16 protein-coding genes and 1 tRNA gene are annotated in these 17,841 nt (G+C 53.4%); 16 read left to right on the top strand and 1 reads right to left on the bottom strand.

Going from position 1 to position 17,841, the window contains the following annotated elements; all coding sequences use genetic code 11:
• The first annotated feature begins 3 nt into the window (after window positions 1-3).
• From AB6B37_RS08110 to AB6B37_RS08085, 6 genes are read left to right on the top strand one after another with little or no spacing between them, the layout of a single operon-like run.
• On the top strand, window positions 4-807 hold the full coding sequence (locus AB6B37_RS08110) for an SDR family oxidoreductase (RefSeq protein WP_371398385.1): 804 nt from the start codon (window positions 4-6) through the stop codon (window positions 805-807).
• A 14-nt stretch (window positions 808-821) separates the two neighbouring features.
• Complete coding sequence (locus AB6B37_RS08105; protein ID WP_371398384.1) at window positions 822-1,280, top strand: MaoC family dehydratase; 459 nt, start codon at window positions 822-824, stop codon at window positions 1,278-1,280.
• 18 nt (window positions 1,281-1,298) lie between these two features.
• Entirely contained in the window at window positions 1,299-1,688 is a 390-nt protein-coding gene (locus AB6B37_RS08100; RefSeq protein ID WP_371398383.1) for a nuclear transport factor 2 family protein, read from the top strand.
• A gap of 21 nt (window positions 1,689-1,709) precedes the next feature.
• The gene (locus AB6B37_RS08095) at window positions 1,710-2,912 is read left to right on the top strand and encodes an acetyl-CoA C-acyltransferase (protein ID WP_371398382.1); all 1,203 of its coding nucleotides are present in this window, start codon (window positions 1,710-1,712) and stop codon (window positions 2,910-2,912) included.
• 18 nt (window positions 2,913-2,930) lie between these two features.
• On the top strand, window positions 2,931-4,157 hold the full coding sequence (locus AB6B37_RS08090; protein ID WP_371398381.1) for an NAD(P)/FAD-dependent oxidoreductase: 1,227 nt from the start codon (window positions 2,931-2,933) through the stop codon (window positions 4,155-4,157).
• Window position 4,158: 1 nt separating this feature from the next.
• The gene (locus tag AB6B37_RS08085; RefSeq protein WP_371398380.1) at window positions 4,159-4,944 is read left to right on the top strand and encodes an enoyl-CoA hydratase/isomerase family protein; all 786 of its coding nucleotides are present in this window, start codon (window positions 4,159-4,161) and stop codon (window positions 4,942-4,944) included.
• 387 nt (window positions 4,945-5,331) lie between these two features.
• Here AB6B37_RS08085 and AB6B37_RS08080 read toward each other — a convergent pair.
• A tRNA-Phe gene (locus AB6B37_RS08080) sits at window positions 5,332-5,407 on the bottom strand.
• A 179-nt stretch (window positions 5,408-5,586) separates the two neighbouring features.
• Between AB6B37_RS08080 and AB6B37_RS08075 the strand changes: the two genes are divergently transcribed.
• The 10 genes from AB6B37_RS08075 (at window position 5,587) to guaB (ending at window position 17,835) form a co-directional block, all read left to right on the top strand.
• Window positions 5,587-5,844: a ferrous iron transport protein A gene (locus AB6B37_RS08075; protein ID WP_371398379.1), complete on the top strand. Its 258-nt coding sequence runs from the start codon at window positions 5,587-5,589 to the stop codon at window positions 5,842-5,844.
• The gene (gene feoB / locus AB6B37_RS08070) at window positions 5,841-7,685 is read left to right on the top strand and encodes a ferrous iron transport protein B (RefSeq protein ID WP_371398378.1); all 1,845 of its coding nucleotides are present in this window, start codon (window positions 5,841-5,843) and stop codon (window positions 7,683-7,685) included. The genes AB6B37_RS08075 and feoB overlap by 4 nt, the downstream gene beginning before the upstream one ends.
• A gap of 92 nt (window positions 7,686-7,777) precedes the next feature.
• A complete protein-coding gene (gene tkt, locus AB6B37_RS08065; RefSeq protein WP_371398377.1) occupies window positions 7,778-9,769 on the top strand; it encodes a transketolase in 1,992 nt (663 codons plus the stop codon).
• A gap of 15 nt (window positions 9,770-9,784) precedes the next feature.
• Window positions 9,785-10,216, top strand: a complete 432-nt coding sequence (locus tag AB6B37_RS08060; RefSeq protein ID WP_371398376.1) for a beta-lactamase hydrolase domain-containing protein — start codon at window positions 9,785-9,787, stop codon at window positions 10,214-10,216.
• Window positions 10,209-10,661, top strand: a complete 453-nt coding sequence (locus tag AB6B37_RS08055; RefSeq protein ID WP_371398375.1) for an isoprenylcysteine carboxylmethyltransferase family protein — start codon at window positions 10,209-10,211, stop codon at window positions 10,659-10,661. Before AB6B37_RS08060 ends, AB6B37_RS08055 begins: the two co-directional genes overlap by 8 nt.
• Window positions 10,662-10,715: 54 nt before the next feature.
• Window positions 10,716-12,491 carry a SulP family inorganic anion transporter gene (locus tag AB6B37_RS08050; RefSeq protein ID WP_371398374.1) on the top strand — a complete coding sequence of 592 codons (1,776 nt, stop codon included), beginning with the start codon at window positions 10,716-10,718 and terminating at the stop codon, window positions 12,489-12,491.
• 136 nt (window positions 12,492-12,627) lie between these two features.
• Window positions 12,628-13,794 carry a Ppx/GppA phosphatase family protein gene (locus AB6B37_RS08045; RefSeq protein ID WP_371398373.1) on the top strand — a complete coding sequence of 389 codons (1,167 nt, stop codon included), beginning with the start codon at window positions 12,628-12,630 and terminating at the stop codon, window positions 13,792-13,794.
• Window positions 13,784-14,548, top strand: coding sequence for an RlmE family RNA methyltransferase (locus AB6B37_RS08040; RefSeq protein ID WP_371398372.1), 765 nt, complete (start codon window positions 13,784-13,786; stop codon window positions 14,546-14,548). The genes AB6B37_RS08045 and AB6B37_RS08040 overlap by 11 nt, the downstream gene beginning before the upstream one ends.
• A gap of 18 nt (window positions 14,549-14,566) precedes the next feature.
• Window positions 14,567-16,279, top strand: coding sequence for an amidohydrolase (locus AB6B37_RS08035; protein ID WP_371398371.1), 1,713 nt, complete (start codon window positions 14,567-14,569; stop codon window positions 16,277-16,279).
• 86 nt (window positions 16,280-16,365) lie between these two features.
• A complete protein-coding gene (guaB, locus tag AB6B37_RS08030; RefSeq protein ID WP_371398370.1) occupies window positions 16,366-17,835 on the top strand; it encodes an IMP dehydrogenase in 1,470 nt (489 codons plus the stop codon).
• Window positions 17,836-17,841: the final 6 nt, after the last annotated feature.

The following is a 17,841-nucleotide window of genomic DNA, read 5'->3' as shown; positions in this document are numbered from 1 at the left end:
AATATGAGAGATTTAAAGACAATACCTGATTATGTCGGTGGCCACGGCCTGTTAAAAGGAAAGCGCGTCGTTATTACGGCTGCGGCTGGAACAGGCATTGGATTTGCCGCAGCTAAAAAATGTATCGAAGAGGGGGCTAAGGTCTTCATCTCTGATATCCACGAAGGACGTTTACAAAAAGCACAGGATGCGCTTGAAGCTGAAACAGGACAACGTCCAGATTACGCGATTTGTAATGTCACAGTACAAGACGATGTCGACAATCTTGTAGCTAAGGGAGCTGAGGCGTTAGGCGGCATTGATGTTGTTATCAATAATGCGGGATTAGGCGGGACAGCCGACTTGGTCGACATGAGGGATGATCAGTGGATGGTTGTCCTCGATGTCACGCTTAACGGTTGTTTTCGAATTAATCGCGCTGTCATGCAATATATGAAAGCCTCTTATGATTCTGGTGGGACAGGCGGTGTTATCGTGAATAATGCCTCGGTCCTTGGCTGGCGTGCCCAAAAAGGGCAGGCCCATTATGCGGCAGCCAAAGCGGGCGTTATGGCGCTCACCCGTTGCGCAGGCGTTGAAGGGGCGGAATTTGGTGTGCGCGTTAATGCTATTGCGCCCAGCCTCGCGTTGCACCCATTTTTACATAAAGTTACCAGTACAGAATTACTCGCCGAGCTTGAAGCAAAAGAAGCCTTTGGCCGCGGTAGCGAAGTGTGGGAGCAAGCCAATGTCATGGTCTTCCTCGCCTCTGACTACTCTAGCTATATGACCGGTGAAGTGATTTCCACGTCATCACAGCGCGCATAAGGGAAGCCGAGATTATGACTGTTACAATTATCGAGAAACCCTCAGACCTGTTGGGCAAAGAAGGCATGAAAATCGGCCCGTCTGACTGGCTTGAAATTACCCAAGAGCGTGTAAACACATTTGCTGACGCGACAGGTGATAATCAGTGGATCCATGTAGATCCTGAGCGGGCGAAAACCGGACCCTTTGGCGGGACGATTGCCCATGGCTATTTGACCCTGTCATTAGCGGCGAAGTTCATGGATGAAATCCTCACTATTAACGGCATGAGTATGGGCATTAATTACGGCACGGACCGCGTTCGTTTTCTTTCGCCGGTCCTTGTTGGTAAACGTGTACGCGGGCATGGAGAGTTTCTAGAAATAAAAGAGGCTGGCGGTGGTTTTCAATCCGTCCTTCGCGTCACAATCGAGATTGAAGGTGAAGAGAAGCCTGCTTGCGTTGTCGACACAATTAGCCGGTATTTTACTTAGATGAGTATTGAGACCAAAATGCGAGAAGCCGTTCAAGCTTATTTTGATTTATTTAATGCGGGAGATGGGGCAGCGATTGCAGCGCTGTACGCTGAGGATGCGCAGGTTATTGACCCTGTCGGCACAGAGCCTAAATTAGGCATGGCTGCTATCTCAGAGTTTTACGCCGTGGCCACACAGGGCGGGACAAAGCTTGAACGAACCGGGCCAACATGCATCGCGGATAAATCAGCAGCGTTTTCCTTCAAGGTTCATGTTGCGGGCATCAAACCAGAGGACACAGCGATTGATGTTGCTTTGCCGACAGGGCCAATGATTATCGATGTCATTGACGTGTTTGATTTTAATGACGACGGAAAGATTACACAAATGCGGGCCTATTGGGGCCCGTCTAATATCTCACAATAATAGAAAAAGTTAGGATATATTATGCGCGACGCACTTATCGTTTCGACCGCTAGAACACCCATTGGTAAAGCTTTTCGCGGCGCCTTTAATGACACCGAAGCTCCCGCATTGGCAGGTCACGCTGTCCGCCATGCGGTTGAGCGGGCAGGGATTGAAGGCGCGATGGTTGACGATGTCATCTTGGGCTGCGCTGCGCAGCAGGGTAGTCAAGGCTATAATATCGGGCGCCTTGCCACCTATACCGCAGGACTACCGCGCACAGTATCTGGCAGCACCGTAGACCGCCAATGCTCATCGGGCATGATGGCAATAGCGATGGCGGCGCAGTCTATTATGACGAATAATGCGGATGTGGCTGTTGGCGGCGGCGTGGAAAGCATCAGCCTTGTGCAGACAAAGCATAAGAACACGCATCGCTCTGTATCCCAAGCCGCTGTGGAAGCGGCCCCAAAGGCCTATATTCAAATGATTGAAACGGCGGAAATTGTTGCGGAACGCTACGGTATCTCGCGTGAGGCGCAGGATGAATATTCGGCACAAAGCCAAGCGCGTACAGCGGCGGCACAGGACGCCGGGAAATTTGATGATGAAATTGTCCCGCTCGCCTCGACCATGGTCGTTAAAAACCGCGAGACAGGCGAAATATCAAAACAAGATGTGACACTCAAAAAGGATGAAGGAAACCGCCCCGGAACGACGGCCGAAAGCCTCTCTGGTCTGAAACCTGTATGGAAAGACGGCCACTTCGTTACGCAAGGCAATTTCATTACGGCAGGAAATGCCAGCCAACTATCTGATGGCGCCTCAGCTGCCGTTGTGATGGACGCTAAATTAGCAGAGCGGCGCGGCGTTGAACCTCTGGGCCGTTTTGTCGGTATTCAATTTGCAGGATGTGATCCTGATGAAATGGGCATTGGTCCTGTTTTCGCGATCCCAAAATTGCTCTCGCGCCACGGTTTAAAGTTGGATGATATTGGTCTGTGGGAACTGAATGAGGCCTTTGCGGTTCAAGTGATTTATTGCCGTGATAAGCTTGGTATTCCAAATGAGAATCTGAACGTAAATGGGGGCGCAATTTCTATTGGCCATCCATTCGGCATGAGCGGTGCCCGAATGGTGGGTCACGCTTTGATTGAGGGTAAGCGCCGCGGTGCTAAATATGTGGTCAGCACAATGTGTGTTGGTGGCGGCATGGGCGCAGCTGGCCTTTTTGAAGTTCTTTAAGTCGGTAGTGTTCCTATAGTGTCTGATTCTGTCATCATAATTGGCGCGTCGCATGCTGCGGCGCAAACAAGTGTTAGCTTGCGCCAAGCGGGCTGGGCAGGGAGCATTACGGTCATTGGGGATGAGGACGTGCTGCCCTATCACCGCCCGCCCTTGTCTAAAGACTTTCTGTCTGGTCAAAAATCGATCAACGATATCCTCATCCGACCGGCGGAGAGTTATGAGACAGCCAATATTGACATGAAACTTGGCGTTCGGGTCGGGGCGATTAATCGCAAGGATAAGACTGTTTTGACCGATGACGGCGAAACGCTGCCTTACGAGAAGCTGGTCCTGACCACTGGCGCGCGCATTCGCCGTTTGCCCGTACCGGGCGAAGATTTGGAAAATGTGTTCTATCTGCGCGATACAGATGATGTTCTAGCAATCAAAGACAAAGCGAAGACCGCTAAACGCGCTGTGATTATTGGCGGCGGCTATATCGGTCTGGAAACCGCAGCCTCCTTACGCAAACAAGGGCTTGAGGTCACTGTGCTTGAGGCCATGCCGCGTATTTTGCAGCGGGTCACTGCGCCGGTCATGTCAGATTTTTACAAGCGCGTGCACATGGAAGAGGGCGTAGACATTCTTGAAAACGTCATCGCGTCTGAGATCAAGAAAGACGGCGATACCCTGAGCGTTCTGACCTCATGCGACAAAGATATGCCTGCCGATTTGGTCATTATCGGTATTGGCGTTATTCCCAATATTGAATTGGCACAGGCGGCCGGGCTGGATATCGGTAACGGCATTGAGGTCAATGAATTTTGCCAGACATCTGATCCGGAAATATATGCTGCCGGTGACGTAACGTGGCATTACAATACTATTTATGGCCGTCATGTTCGGCTCGAATCTGTGCCCAATGCTACGGAGCAGGGGAAGGTGATTGCATCCCATATGACGGGCAATGCAAAGCCTTATAATAGCTTGCCTTGGTTCTGGTCTGATCAATTTGATTTGAAGCTTCAAATCGCCGGTCTTTCAACCGATTTTGATGATGTTATCATTCGAGGCGACAGTTCTACGGGACGGAGCTTTGCGGCCTATTACTTTAAAGACGACACGTTCATAGCCGTGGACGCCGTCAATGCGCCGCGAGATTTCATGTTCGGTAAGATGTCTCTGACTAAAGGGCTTAATCTCGATAAAACTAAAATCGCAGACATTGATATTGATTTGAAACTAACCGTGGTAAAACCTTAAAGTGACTGACTATACAACTCTGAAAGTTGAGGTTAACGACCGCGTGGCTTTGATTACACTAAGCCGCCCTGACGCGGCTAACGGGCTGGACCTGACAATGGCGTCAGAGCTTGCGAGCGTGGCCAAGTTTTGTGACTGCAACGATAATATAAGCGCTGTCATATTGACAGGCGAGGGTAAATTCTTCTCCGCCGGGGGTGATATTAAGGCGATGGCTTCATTTGGTGATGACGTCAGTCTCAAGATAAAAGTATTGGCGGATGACCTTCATGCGGCACTGTCGACATTTGCCCGTATGAGAGCTCCCGTGATTGTCGCGGTTAACGGTATGGCGGCGGGTGCAGGCTTCAGTCTCGCCATTAGCGGTGATATTGTTCTTGCAGACCCTAAAGCAAAGTTTGTCATGGCGTATACCCGCGCTGGGCTGAGCCCGGACGGTGGCTCTTCTTATGTTTTGCCACGTTTAATCGGACTGCGGCGCACGCAAGAGCTGATGTTGCTGAATCGGCAACTCAGCGCGGCTGAAGCTTATAATTGGGGTCTGGTGACCCAAGTCACGGAGCCGGACGCGCTACTGGATACAGCAAAAGAGATTGCCGTTGAATTGGCATTTGGACCCCCTGACGCGAATGCTGCCGTTAAGCGTTTACTGCTAGAGTCATTCAATAACGGCTTTGAAGCGCAAATGGAGCTTGAAGCCCGCACGATTGCACACTGTGCAGGCTCGGATCATGGACGTGAAGGTATTGCAGCTTTTATCGAAAAACGTCGTCCCGACTTCAGTTAAGCTAAATTTGGCCGCTGCAGAGTTCATTAGACTTTGTAAATGCGACTCGCCACGCGCACCGGGTTTCCTCTGCGCTTCTGTATAAAAGCGTCTTTAGCTCAGACGGGCCACGGGCGTCTCTGCGCTTGGCTTTTCCGACAGCGCTAGCAGGTCGCTGGATGCCTGATCTGTTTCAGGACAAAGCTTGATCCTATTAATTTTACTGTATCCGAGATTGAACAATGGATAGAACAGTTGGAACCCGCAGAAACATAAGAAAGAGAATCTGCATAAAGAATGAGCACAAAGCGAAAATTGATTCGCTAAGCAGCTGGAGGGAACAAAGGAGGGAACAAATTCTGAACAACTCAATTTATTGTTATATTACAATAAGTTATTAAGTGTGAATGGTGCCCGAACCTGGATTTGAACCAGGGACACACGGATTTTCAATCCGTTGCTCTACCAACTGAGCTATTCGGGCGCTGACGGTGTGTCAGAGGAGCGCGTTATAGGCGAAGCTTTATGGCCTGTCTATGCGAAGTTTCGTAAAAATTCATAGAAATTTTCGAAAAATCATGCCTGTTCGAGTTCAGTGTATTTTGGACAAATTTTGACCGATTTCCTTTGTGTTTGCGACCTATTCGCAGTATCAGCAGGCACATGACCAAAGAAACTTCAGCAATAAAGACTGTCCTGCGTGATTTGACCAAAGGCCAAACGGCGCGCGTGCTGGGCTTTAAGGCCTCTGATCCCGACTTAGAGATCCGCTTGCGCGAAATTGGTTTTGCGGAAGGCGACATTGTCGAGCCGCTGCATTGGGGTTTGTTTGGGCGGAACCCGATGACGGTCAGGCTGAACGGGGCCCTGATTGCGATGCGTAAAAACGAGGCCGCCGCAGTTTTAGTGGAATTATCATGACCGTTATTAGCGACATTCGTGTGCCGCGCTTGGCCCTGCTGGGGGCGCCAAATTGCGGCAAGACATCCATTTTTAATGCCCTAACCGGGGGGCGGGCCAAAGTCGCCAATTACCCGGGCGTAACGGTGGAATACCGAAAGGGCTTGTTCAAGACCCCGCAAGGCCTTGGCGCGGAGCTCTTGGATTTGCCGGGGGTTTACGGCGATTGCGGGCACAGTATCGACGAGCGCGTGGCCATTGATGCTATTCGCGGCAACATCGACGGCGAGCGCGCGCCGGACGGCCTTGTCGTTGTCATGGACGCGAGCCACATCACCACCCATTTGCACAACGTCCTGCAAGCCAAAAATTACGGCATCCCCATGGTGCTTGTCCTGAATATGATGGATATGGCGGCGCGCGACGGCATGGAGATTGATGTCAATGCGCTGGAGGAAAAGCTCGGCGTACCTGTCATATCCTCGGTTGCGGTGCGTAGCGCGGGGCGGGCGGCTCTGCTGGATTATTTCGACAGCTGGCTACCCAAGCTAAGCGACGGTACGGCTGTAGCGCCTAGCCAATCAGAGCAAAGCTTAAAAGTGCTCCAAGCCGAGGCGCGGGCCATCACGCGCGACGTTGTCGAGCAAAGCGATCACGCGCAGACATTCACGCAACGTGTTGATAACATTGTGCTTCATCCCGTTATGGGCATTATCATTCTGGCCACAATTTTGTTTGTTATGTTCCAAGCGGTCTTTGCGTGGGCGGGGCCGTTGATGGACGGCATACTCAATAGTATCGGGTGGCTAAAGGGCGTGGTCGAAGGGGCTCTGCCTGATAGCTGGTTTCGCTCACTTCTCGCTGACGGCATCATCGAAGGCGTCGGGGCAGTTGTTGTGTTCCTGCCGCAGATTATCATCCTTTTTGCCTTCATCCTGATGCTAGAGGCGTCTGGCTATATGGCGCGGGCGGCGTTTTTGATTGATACACTTATGGCCAAAGTGGGCCTCAACGGGCGGGCGTTTATCCCGCTACTGTCCAGTTTTGCTTGCGCCATTCCCGGCATTATGGCGGCCCGCACAATCGAGGGTGAACGCGACCGTTTGACGACCATTTTGATTGCGCCGCTGATGACATGCTCGGCGCGCTGGCCTGTTTACCTGCTTATCATTGCGGCCTTTATTCCGCGCACCAAAGTCGGGCCGTTTAACCTGCAAGGCCTTGTTGGCTTCTCGCTCGTGCTGGCGGGGGTCGTCTTTGCGCTAATCGCGGCCTATGTGCTGAAACGCACAGTGACCAAAGGCGCGAAGCCGTCGCTGCTGCTGGAGATGCCGAGCTATAAAATGCCTGTCCTAAAGGACTATTTTTTAGGGCTGTGGGAGCGCGCGAAAATCTTCATCACCCGCGCCGGTAAAATCATTCTACCCGCCTCCATCATCATCTGGTTCCTATCCAGTTACCCCGCTAGCGCGACCAATATCCGAGAGACCTTTGCAGGCAAAATCGGTCAAATCTTAGAGCCTATCATGGCGCCCATCGGCTTTAATCTGGAAATGTCTATCGCGCTTATCCCCGCCATGGCGGCCCGCGAAGTCGCGGTCAGCTCGCTCGCGACAATTTACGCGCTGGGCGGCGAAGAAGGGCAACTTGGCGCGCTGCTCGCCGCCGACTGGTCACTACCCACGGCGCTCGCATTCCTGGCGTGGTTCGTCTTCGCCCCGCAATGCCTGTCCACGCTCGCCGTGATGAAAAAAGAAACCAATGGCTGGAAATGGCCGCTATTTGCCTTCACCTATCTCATGCTGCTGGCTTATGCAGCCGCGGGCGTGACGTATCACGTGGCGATGGCGTTTGGGCTGTAGAATGCCATCCACAACAACGCGCGGCTTTGCGCTTTAATTCTGTGTGGTTCGGTGTAGCTTATCCAAAACAGAATCAGCCCCATAGGTGAACCATGGCCGACCTCTCTAAATCTGAACTTGAGCATAAAGCGATGGCGGGCGCGATTGCGGCTCTGTCTATGGACGCGGTGCAGCGCGCCAACTCTGGCCACCCCGGTATGCCCATGGGTATGGCGGATGCGGCGACGGTGTTGTTTTCCAAGTTTTTAAAATTTGACCCCAAAGACCCGCATTGGCCAGACCGTGACCGCTTTGTTCTGTCGGCGGGCCACGGCTCTATGCTGATTTATTCGTTGCTGCATTTGACAGGCTACAAGCAAGCCACGATGGACGAGCTTAAAAACTTTCGCCAGCTTGGCTCTCGCACGGCGGGGCATCCTGAATATGGTCATTTGGAAGGCGTAGAGACAACAACAGGCCCGCTGGGGCAGGGGATTGCCAATGCGGTCGGTTTTGCGCTGGCCGAGCGTCATATGAATGCGCGCTACGGGGATGAGTTGGTCGATCACTATACATACGTCATTGCGGGTGACGGCTGCTTGATGGAAGGCATTTCGCAAGAGGCGATTGCGCTCGCAGGGCATTTGAAGCTTAACCGCCTGATTGTGCTCTGGGATGATAATAATATCTCGATCGACGGCAGTGTTATCCTTTCTGATTCCACCGATCAGCATAAGCGTTTCCAAGCATCTGGCTGGAAGACAATTGCGGTGGATGGTCATAATCCGCGCAAGGTTGCCAATGCCATTCGCGCGGCCAAGAAATCGGACAAGCCGACGATGATTGCGTGTAAAACAACAATCGGGAAGGGCGCTCCGACCAAGGCCGGCACGAACAAGGCTCACGGCGCGCCGCTGGGTGATGATGAAATCGCGGGCGTGCGCAAAGCCTGGGGCTGGACCCACGGCCCATTTGAGGTCCCCGAAGACGTGTATAAAATGTGGGCGCGTCCGGGCCGCAAAGGTCGCCGAGAGCACCGCGATTGGAAAGCGCGCCTGAAAACGAACGGGAAAGCTGATGACTTTAACCGCGCCGTAGCGGGTGAATTAAACGCAGGCTGGGAGGCCGACATGCAGGCCTATAAAGACGGCCTTGCCAAAGACATGCCGTCGCTGGCCACACGCGCCTCATCGGGTAATGCATTAAAGGTTTTGACCAAATCTCTGACTGACATGATTTCGGGCTCTGCCGACCTCGAAGGCTCCAATAAAACGCGCACCCCGTCGACCGTGCCTGATATTCAGGCGGGTGAATACGGCGGACGATACGTCAATTACGGTATTCGTGAACACGCCATGGCGGCCGCGATGAACGGTATGGCGCTGCACGGCGGGATTATTCCTTATGCGGGGACATTCCTTGTTTTCGCGGATTATTGCCGTCCGGCCATTCGCCTGTCGGGATTGATGGGGGCACGGGTGATTTACGTCATGACCCATGACAGTATTGGAGTCGGCGAAGACGGCCCAACGCACCAACCCGTTGAACATGTGGCGAGCCTGCGCGCGATACCCAATGTCCATACTTACCGTCCTGCCGACGCTTTAGAGACGGCGGAGTGCTGGGAACTGGCCGTGCAGCGCACAGCGGGGCCGTCTGTCATGGCGCTGACCCGCCAAGGCTTGCCAGCGCTGCGGGATGACGCGTCAAAGAATATGTGCGAACGCGGGGCCTATGTGCTTATCCCGGGCGAAGGCAAAGACGATATTGTCTTGCTTGCGTCAGGATCAGAGGTGCAACTCGCCGTCGCTGCGCATAAAGAGCTCGCTGCCCAAGGCGTGTCCGCGCGGGTCGTGTCTGTGCCGTGTCTGGATTTGTTCCTAGAGCAGGGCGAGAATTATGTGCGCTCTGTCATTGGCAAAGATCTGCCAAAAATCGTGGTCGAGGCGGGTATTCGCCAAGGCTGGGACGCGGTGCTAAACCGTTCTGACGGCTTTGTTGGCATGGACAGCTTCGGCGCGTCTGCGCCTGGGGGCGAACTGTTTGAGCATTTCGGTATTACCACTGATGCCGTGGTTGCCACCGCCAAAGCGATGCTGGCTTAAGGGGGCTTTGGCTTAATGCGCGAACTACCGGGAGATGTCTTTGTCACGGGTCAGCTTGACCTCATGACCATGACCGCGCTGGTCGAACAAGGCGTGATGAGTTTTATCAATAACCGCCCCGATAATGAAGCCGTCATGCAACCAAGCGCGGATAGCCTTGCGGCAGCCGCGAAAGAGCTTGGTGTTGACTACCGTAACATTCCGATGGCGGGCGGCATCCCGCAGACCACACTCGACGCAAGCCATAAGGCCTTCGCCACCATGCCGCGCCCGATTGTGGCCTTTTGCGCCAGCGGTATGCGCTCTGCTGCGCTGTGGTGCTTTGCTCACGTGGATAGCCTCGGCGTGGACGGCGTGCTGGCCGCTGTCACAGAGGCGGGCTATAGCCTCGCGCAGATAAAGCCGATGTTAGAAGAATTTGAAGGGCGGAATAAAGGTAATGGCTAACCGTATTCCGCCGCCAATATTAACGGTAATGGCCATTGCCGCTGTTAAAATTTGCCATATGTTTGTGCCTAATTTATCGTTGAATATGAATGGTTTAGTCCTGTTTTCTTATCTATTTTTTGGTTTGGGTATCGCTTTGTTGTTTTGGGCGGGTGTGCTGTTTAAGTTCAATAAAACAACGGTTAATCCGTTTAAGCCTGAAAAGACATCAACCGTTGTCAATGGTGGGCCCTACCGCATCTCGCGCAACCCGATGTATTTGGGTATGCTGCTTGTCTTGATTAGCACAGCCTTTTTATGGCCGAACTATCTGGCATTCCCGATCATCATCGGGTTTGTTGCCTATATGACCGCCTTTCAAATTAAGCCTGAAGAAGTCGCGCTTCTCGCTCAATTTGGCCCTGAGTATCAAAAATACATGACCCGTGTCAGGCGCTGGATATAGTCTTCTGGAGCCTGCTGTCTTGTCAGTTCCGCCAAATTCTGACACACCCTGTTTATGGCCTCTGATGCGGAACCGACAGCGGTAAAGAAATCGAGCGCGTTGCACCGTCAATATGATTGGTTGCGCGGCTACGGCCCTGCCGTGTTTTCCGAAGATTTGGTCGCCGCAATTATCGTGACAATCCTGCTAGTCCCGCAAGCTTTGGCTTACGCGCTGCTGGCCGGCTTGCCACCCAAAGCTGGTATTTACGCGTCAATTTTCCCGCTCGCGATTTACGCCTTGTTTGGGTCGTCGCGGCAATTATCCGTTGGCCCGACGGCGGTTGTATCGCTTATGACGGCGGCAGCGATTGCGACGATTCCCGAGGGGCAGCGGCTAGTTTCTGCGGCGGCGCTGGCATTGATGACGGGCGGGTTTATGCTGATTTTCGGCTTGCTGAAATCAGGCTTCATCATGAACTTTGTGTCCCGCCCTGTGGTGTCCGCCTATATCACAGGGGCGGCGGTGTTGATTATCATCAGCCAACTTCGTCATATCTTTGGCGTTTCATCAGACGGCCAAACGGCCCTATCGCTGATGCAGACATTACTAAGCAATGTTGGTGATGCCAAAAGCGTGACGATGCTCATTGGGGGCGGGTCAATTTTGACGCTTTGGGCGGTTAAAAAATATCTCGCTTATGGTCTGTATAAAATCTTTCATTTAAAGCCGACTACAGCGCGCATTATCACGCGTATTGCACCGATATTTGTCGTCGGCCTGTGTATCGCGCTGAGCGCAGGGCTGGATTTATCAGGGCGCTTCGGCTTGCGTGTCGTCGGCGATATTCCCGCAGGGCTTCCTAATTTTGCTATTCCCGCGCTATCGCTTGTGGCCTATGAGGCGCTACTGATACCCGCCCTTGTCATCGCTGTGGTGGCCTTTGTCGATAGCATGACCATTGCGCAAACCTTGGGCGCGCGGTCGCGAACACGGGTCGATGCGGATAAGGAATTACTGGGCCTCGGCGCGTCAAATGTCATGGCTGGATTGACGGCGGGCTATCCTGTGAACGGGTCGCTCTCTCGCTCTGCTGTCAACTTTAGTGCAGGCGCGCAAACCCCCATAGCGAGTATTTTGGCCGCCGCCTTTATGGCGCTAACGGCGCTACTGCTCACGCCCTATCTGACCGCGCTGCCGCTGGCGACATTGGCTGCACTGATTATTGTCGCTTGTTTTTCGATGATGGAGTTTAAGAACCTGTGGCGCACATGGGTCTATTCTCGCACAGACGGCTTGACGGCGGTTGCGACGTTCTTGGCCGTGTTACTGGTGGGAGTGCAATGGGGCGTGCTAGTGGGTGTCGTGCTGGCGATGGCGTTGCATATTCGCGCGACGTTAAAGCCGCATATGGCGCGTGTGGGCCGTTTCCCAGGCACAGAGCATTACCGCGACGCAGAGCGGTTTAACGTCGAGACTGACCCCGCTGTTATCACGCTTCGCATTGACGAGAGCCTTTATTACGCTAATGCGCGCTACTTAGAGGACAAAGTCGCGCGGCTTGTCGTTGAATTTCCAGAGGTGACAGATCTGATTTTGATGTGTCCTGCTGTGAACAAAATCGACGCTAGCGCGCTGTCATCGCTGCACGAGATTAATAAGCGTCTGATGAGCGCCAATGTGCGGCTCCATATATCAGAGCTTCACAGCCATGTGCGCGAACGCTTGCACCGTTCCGATTTCATTGACCAATTGACGGGACAAATTTTCCTCTCCCAGCATGAAGCCATGGAAACCTTGCGGTCTGAACCGGATTGGTCGCAATTTTCTGATCATATCGACATGCACTAAGCCGCTTTCACATAACGCAGGATAGAGGTCATAACGATTGACCTGCGCGTGACAGTTGATATGAAGGTCGAGAAGAACGATGTGGCGCCGTATCCTGTTAGGGGCTTTCTGGCGACACCGTAAATGAAAGACTGACATGCCGGATCAAGAAGCATCCGGGCCCGCAAACACAGCCCCTGATACATCAGACGGCTCTGTGCGGAAACGGAATAACCGCCGGAGTTCCCAAGGGGGACGAGGCAAGACCTATGCGGCCCTCGATTTAGGGACGAATAATTGCCGTTTGCTGGTCGCCAGACCTGCGGGCGATGGATTTCGCGTTGTCGATAGCTATTCCAAAGTTGTGCGCCTTGGTAAAGGATTGTCCGCTACCGGCCGCCTGTCGGATGAGAGCATGTCACTGGCCGTGGACGCTATTGGTGTTTGCGCGCGCAAAATGAAATCTAAAAACGTCAAACGCTGGCGCTGTGTGGCAACCCAAGCTTGCCGTCAGGCGAGCAACGGCGAAGAGTTTCTCGCTGAGGTCAAAAAGCAAACGGGCATTAGCCTTGAAGTGATTTCGCCGCGTGTCGAGGCGCGCCTTGCCGTGATGGGCTGCTTAAACCTGATTGATATGAACAAAGACGTTGTGTTGGTCGTTGATATTGGCGGCGGCTCGACGGAATTGTCATGGGTAGATGTGCGCCGCCTGCGCGATCCGAACGGGACATTACGCGTGCACCGCCCCCCGATTAGCGCTTGGGCGTCATTGCCCGTGGGTGTCGTGACCCTATCAGAACAAATCCCAGAACATGATGACCGCGCCACATGGTATGAAGATATGAAAAACCGCGTCCGTGAATGTATTGATGATGCAGGCTGCGCGACGCGGTTCACTAATGTGTTTAATGCGGGACGTGGGCATTTGGTCGGAACATCAGGCACAATCACCTCACTCGCGGGTATTCATTTGAAGCTGCCTTATTACCAGCGCGACAAGGTTGATGGTCTTTGGATGCCTGCGGACGCTGCCGTTACGATTGCGCGTGATATGGCCAGTCGTTCGCTAAAGTCGCGCGCGAGCGAGCCCTCTATTGGGGCTGACCGCGCAAAGCTCCTCGTGGCGGGCTGCGCCATTACCGATGTGCTCTGTGAAATGTGGCCGTCAAAGCGCATCCGCGTGGCCGACAGAGGTCTTCGCGAAGGCATGTTAATGGGATTGATGCAGCAAACGCAAAAACTGGCACCGCATCGGGGGTCGCATAATAATAAGCCTGATGACGAGGGTGATAACAATTCAAAGACCAATTCTAATGACGGATGATACACCTAAAAATACGCGGCCTCGTAAGATGTCTGGTGGTGCGCCCGACGGCCCCAAACGCGGCCGTAAAACTGCGCCTGAAAAGGCCGAAGATGCCACCCGTATGATGACTAAAAAGGTCAAGACGGCGCGGGGACGCAAACTGTCCTCCAAGCTTTGGATTGAGCGGCAGATCAACGACCCTTATGTGCGCAAAGCGCAAATCCAAGGATACCGCTCTCGCGCGGCGTTTAAGCTGAAAGAACTCGATGAGAAATTCAACCTGATTAAGAAAAACAGCCATGTCGTTGACCTCGGCTGTGCGCCCGGCGGGTGGTTACAAGTCGCGCTGGAACTCGGCGCGGAAAAGGTTGTCGGCATTGATATTTTGCCTGTCGAAGCTGTTGGTACAGCGGAAATCCTTCACATGGATTTCATGGGCGAGAAAGCCCCCGATGCCCTTAAATCCCATTTGGGCCGCGCGCCTGATGTGGTCATGTCTGACCTCGCGGCCAACACAACAGGGCATAAGCAAACAGATCACTTAAAAACCGTAGCCCTTGTCGAGGCGGCAGCAGAGTTCGCCATGGATGTCCTCGCCCCCGGCGGGCATTTCGTGACCAAGGTCTTCCAAGGCGGGGCAGAAAAAACCCTGCTAGACCGCCTTAAACATAATTTCAAAACTGTCCGCCACGCCAAACCAAAATCATCTCGCGCCGGCAGTCCGGAAATGTATTTGGTGGCGCTGGGATACCGCGGTAAAAAGTCGAAGTAGGGTTTAATCGGGGGTTACATGAGACAAGCTTATTTATTGGGATTGTCTGCTTTGGCTTTATTAGCGGGCTGTTCTGCGGCTGATAACAATGCGGTCGTGACGGCGACCTCTCTTCCGTCTGGTCTTTGTTTTTCGGGTGGGCCAATTTATACCGCCGATGATAGCAATCCTACGGCGCAAGGGCTGGCTATATCACGCAAAACTATTACTTATGTCGGGCCTGACGCGGGCAATTGGTGCGCGCAGCACGCGGGTAAGGGCGCGCGTAATATCGATCTATCGGGTGCGGCACTGTTTCCTGGCTTTACCGATGGTCACGGTCATTTGATGGAAATCGGCATTAAGGAAATGTCGCTTAAGCTGACTGATATAAAGTCTATTCCAGAGCTGCAAGCCCGCCTTAAAACCGCTGTTGATACAACCCCCAAAGGCGAAACGATATTCAGCCGTGGATGGATTGAAACCCATTGGCCAGAAAAACGATTTCCGACCAAAGATGATTTGGACGCGGTATCGCCCGATCACCCTGTCGTCTTAGAACGCGCGGATGGTCATGCCGTGGTGGTCAATTCTGCAATGCTGGCCTTGGCTGGGATTGACGGCGATACACCGTCCCCTGATGGGGGTGATATCCTAAAAGGGGTGGACGGTTCCCCGACAGGTATGCTGATCGACAAAGCCGCATTCCTTGTGCTGCCGTTTCATCCAGAGCTGACAGAGGCGCGAAAACGAGAGGCTTATATAAAGGGCGCGTCGCTTTATGCCTCGCGCGGCTGGACGAATATCCATGCGGTCTCTTTTGACCCAGCTGACATGACGCTGGCCGAAGGTTTGGTCGATGGCGGTGATATTGGTCTTCGGGTCTACGGCTCTGTCTTATCGCCCAATGGAAAAGTGATGCCAGGCAGCAACGCTGTGCAAACCGATTTGGATAATCATTTCACTATGCGCGCGATAAAGCTGTACGTGGACGGCGCGCTTGGCTCTCGCGGGGCGGCATTGTTTGAAGATTATAGCGATGATCCAGGGAATTTAGGCATCATGCGGATGCAGCGGGACGCTAGTATCGCAATTTTTAAAGATGCACTGCGCACCGGAACACAAGTGACAGCCCACGCGATTGGAGACAAAGCCAATCGTGAATTACTCGATTGGTTTGAGGCCGCCTTTGACGCTGTCCCAGTATCAGAGCGTGCCGTAGCCGAGCCGCGTTGGCGGGTTGAACATGCGCAAATCCTATCGCTTGATGACCTTGCGCGGTTCAAAGCCTTAGGCGTCATCCCGTCCATGCAGCCGAGCCACGCGATTGGGGATTTGCATTTTGCCGTTGACCGTTTGGGCTTAAGCCGCCTTGAAGGGGCTTATGCGTGGCGCTCACTCATTGATGCGGGCGCGATTATTGTTGGCGGCACAGACGCCCCCGTCGAGGTCGGTGACCCGATGATTGAATTTTACGCCGCCGTGACCCGCAAAGATTTAAACGGATTTAGCGGGCCGGGGTGGTATCCGTCCGAAGTCGTCAGCCGTGATGACGCGCTGAAGATGTTTACGCTCTGGCCAGCGGTCGGCGCGTTCCAAGATCACGGCCTTGGTTCTCTGACGGTTGGCAAGCGTGCTGACATCTCTGTTTTTGATAAAGACATCATGACCGTCGATGGTCCTGATATTTTAGAGGCGAAAGCCGTGATGACTGTGGTTGACGGCGAAATTATCTTTAACGCGACGCAATAAGGCCCCGCGCGAAAGCTTTTACACATCTTTAACACTTTCCCTTTGCGCCTTACCGATATCTCTGATACTTCCCGCTTGCAAAAGCGATGGAGACTCCGATGGAGATTCGTGAAGGCCTAACCTTCGATGACGTTCTTTTGCAACCTTGCGCGTCAGACATATTACCCGCCGATGCTGTATTAAAAACACAGCTTACCAAAGGCATTGCGATTAATGTTCCGCTTGTCTCTGCGGCGATGGATACGGTGACCGAAGCGCCGCTGGCCATCACCATGGCCCAAACGGGCGGCATTGGTGTTATTCACCGCAATCTATCCATTGAGGAGCAAGCCGAAGAAGTCCGCAAGGTCAAACGGTTTGAATCTGGCATGGTGGTGAACCCTGTGACCATCCACCCCGATGCCACACGCGCAGACGTCAAAGCCATTGGCGAGCGTTACAATATTTCGGGTATTCCCGTGGTCGAGGATGACGGCACGCTGGTCGGGATTGTCACCAATCGCGATGTACGCTTTGCCGCTGATCCCACGCAAAAGGTGCGTAACCTTATGACCACAGATCTTGTGACTGTTCTGGAAGGTGCGACAGAGGACGAGGCGAGGGCGCTTTTGCATAAGCACCGGATTGAGCGCCTATTGGTAGTTGATGACGCCTATAAATGCGTTGGGCTGATTACCGTCAAAGATATGGACAAAGCGCTGTCCCATCCCAATGCATGTAAAGATGCCAAAGGCCGTCTTCGTGTGGCGGCGGCGTCTACTGTGGGGGATGCGGGCTATGAACGCTGCGTGGCTTTGATAGAGGCGGGCGTTGACGCGCTGGTCATTGATACGGCCCATGGTCATTCGATCAAGGTCATTGAACAAGTCAAACGCATCAAAGCTGCCTATCCTGACCAACAGATTATTGCGGGTAATATCGCTACAGAATCCGCCGCCAAAGCGCTGATTGATGCGGGGGCTGATGCGCTAAAAGTCGGGATTGGCCCAGGATCAATTTGCACCACGCGCATTGTCGCGGGCGTGGGCGTGCCGCAATTAACGGCCATTATCGATGTCTGCAAAGTCGCCCATAAAGCGGGCGTGCCCGTCATCGCGGATGGCGGCATTAAATATTCTGGCGATATGGCCAAAGCCCTAGCCGCAGGTGCCAGCAGCGCAATGGTCGGGTCTTTACTGGCAGGTGCCGAAGAAACGCCGGGCGAAGTGTTCCTCTTCCAAGGGCGCAGCTACAAAGCCTACCGCGGTATGGGGTCTGTTTCGGCAATGGCGCGCGGCTCGGCCGATCGTTATTTCCAAAAAGAAGTCAATGACACGATGAAGCTCGTCCCCGAAGGGATTGAGGGCCGCGTTGCCTATAAAGGGCCAGCGGGCCCCATATTGCATCAACTGCTCGGCGGTGTGCGCGCGACCATGGGTTACACAGGGTCTAAAGACATTCCGACCCTGCATAAAAACGCAGAGTTTGTGCGCATCACCAATGCGGGCCTACGCGAAAGCCATGTTCATGACGTCGCCATGACCCGCGAAGCCCCTAATTATTCAACCCCGACCTAAGGACGC

Source organism: Fretibacter rubidus (assembly GCF_041429785.1).
In the GTDB taxonomy this organism is placed as follows: Bacteria; Pseudomonadota; Alphaproteobacteria; order Caulobacterales; family Maricaulaceae; genus Fretibacter; species Fretibacter rubidus.
The sequence above is the reverse complement of the archived record's forward strand: the minus strand, read 5'-3'. Positions and strand labels throughout refer to the sequence as shown.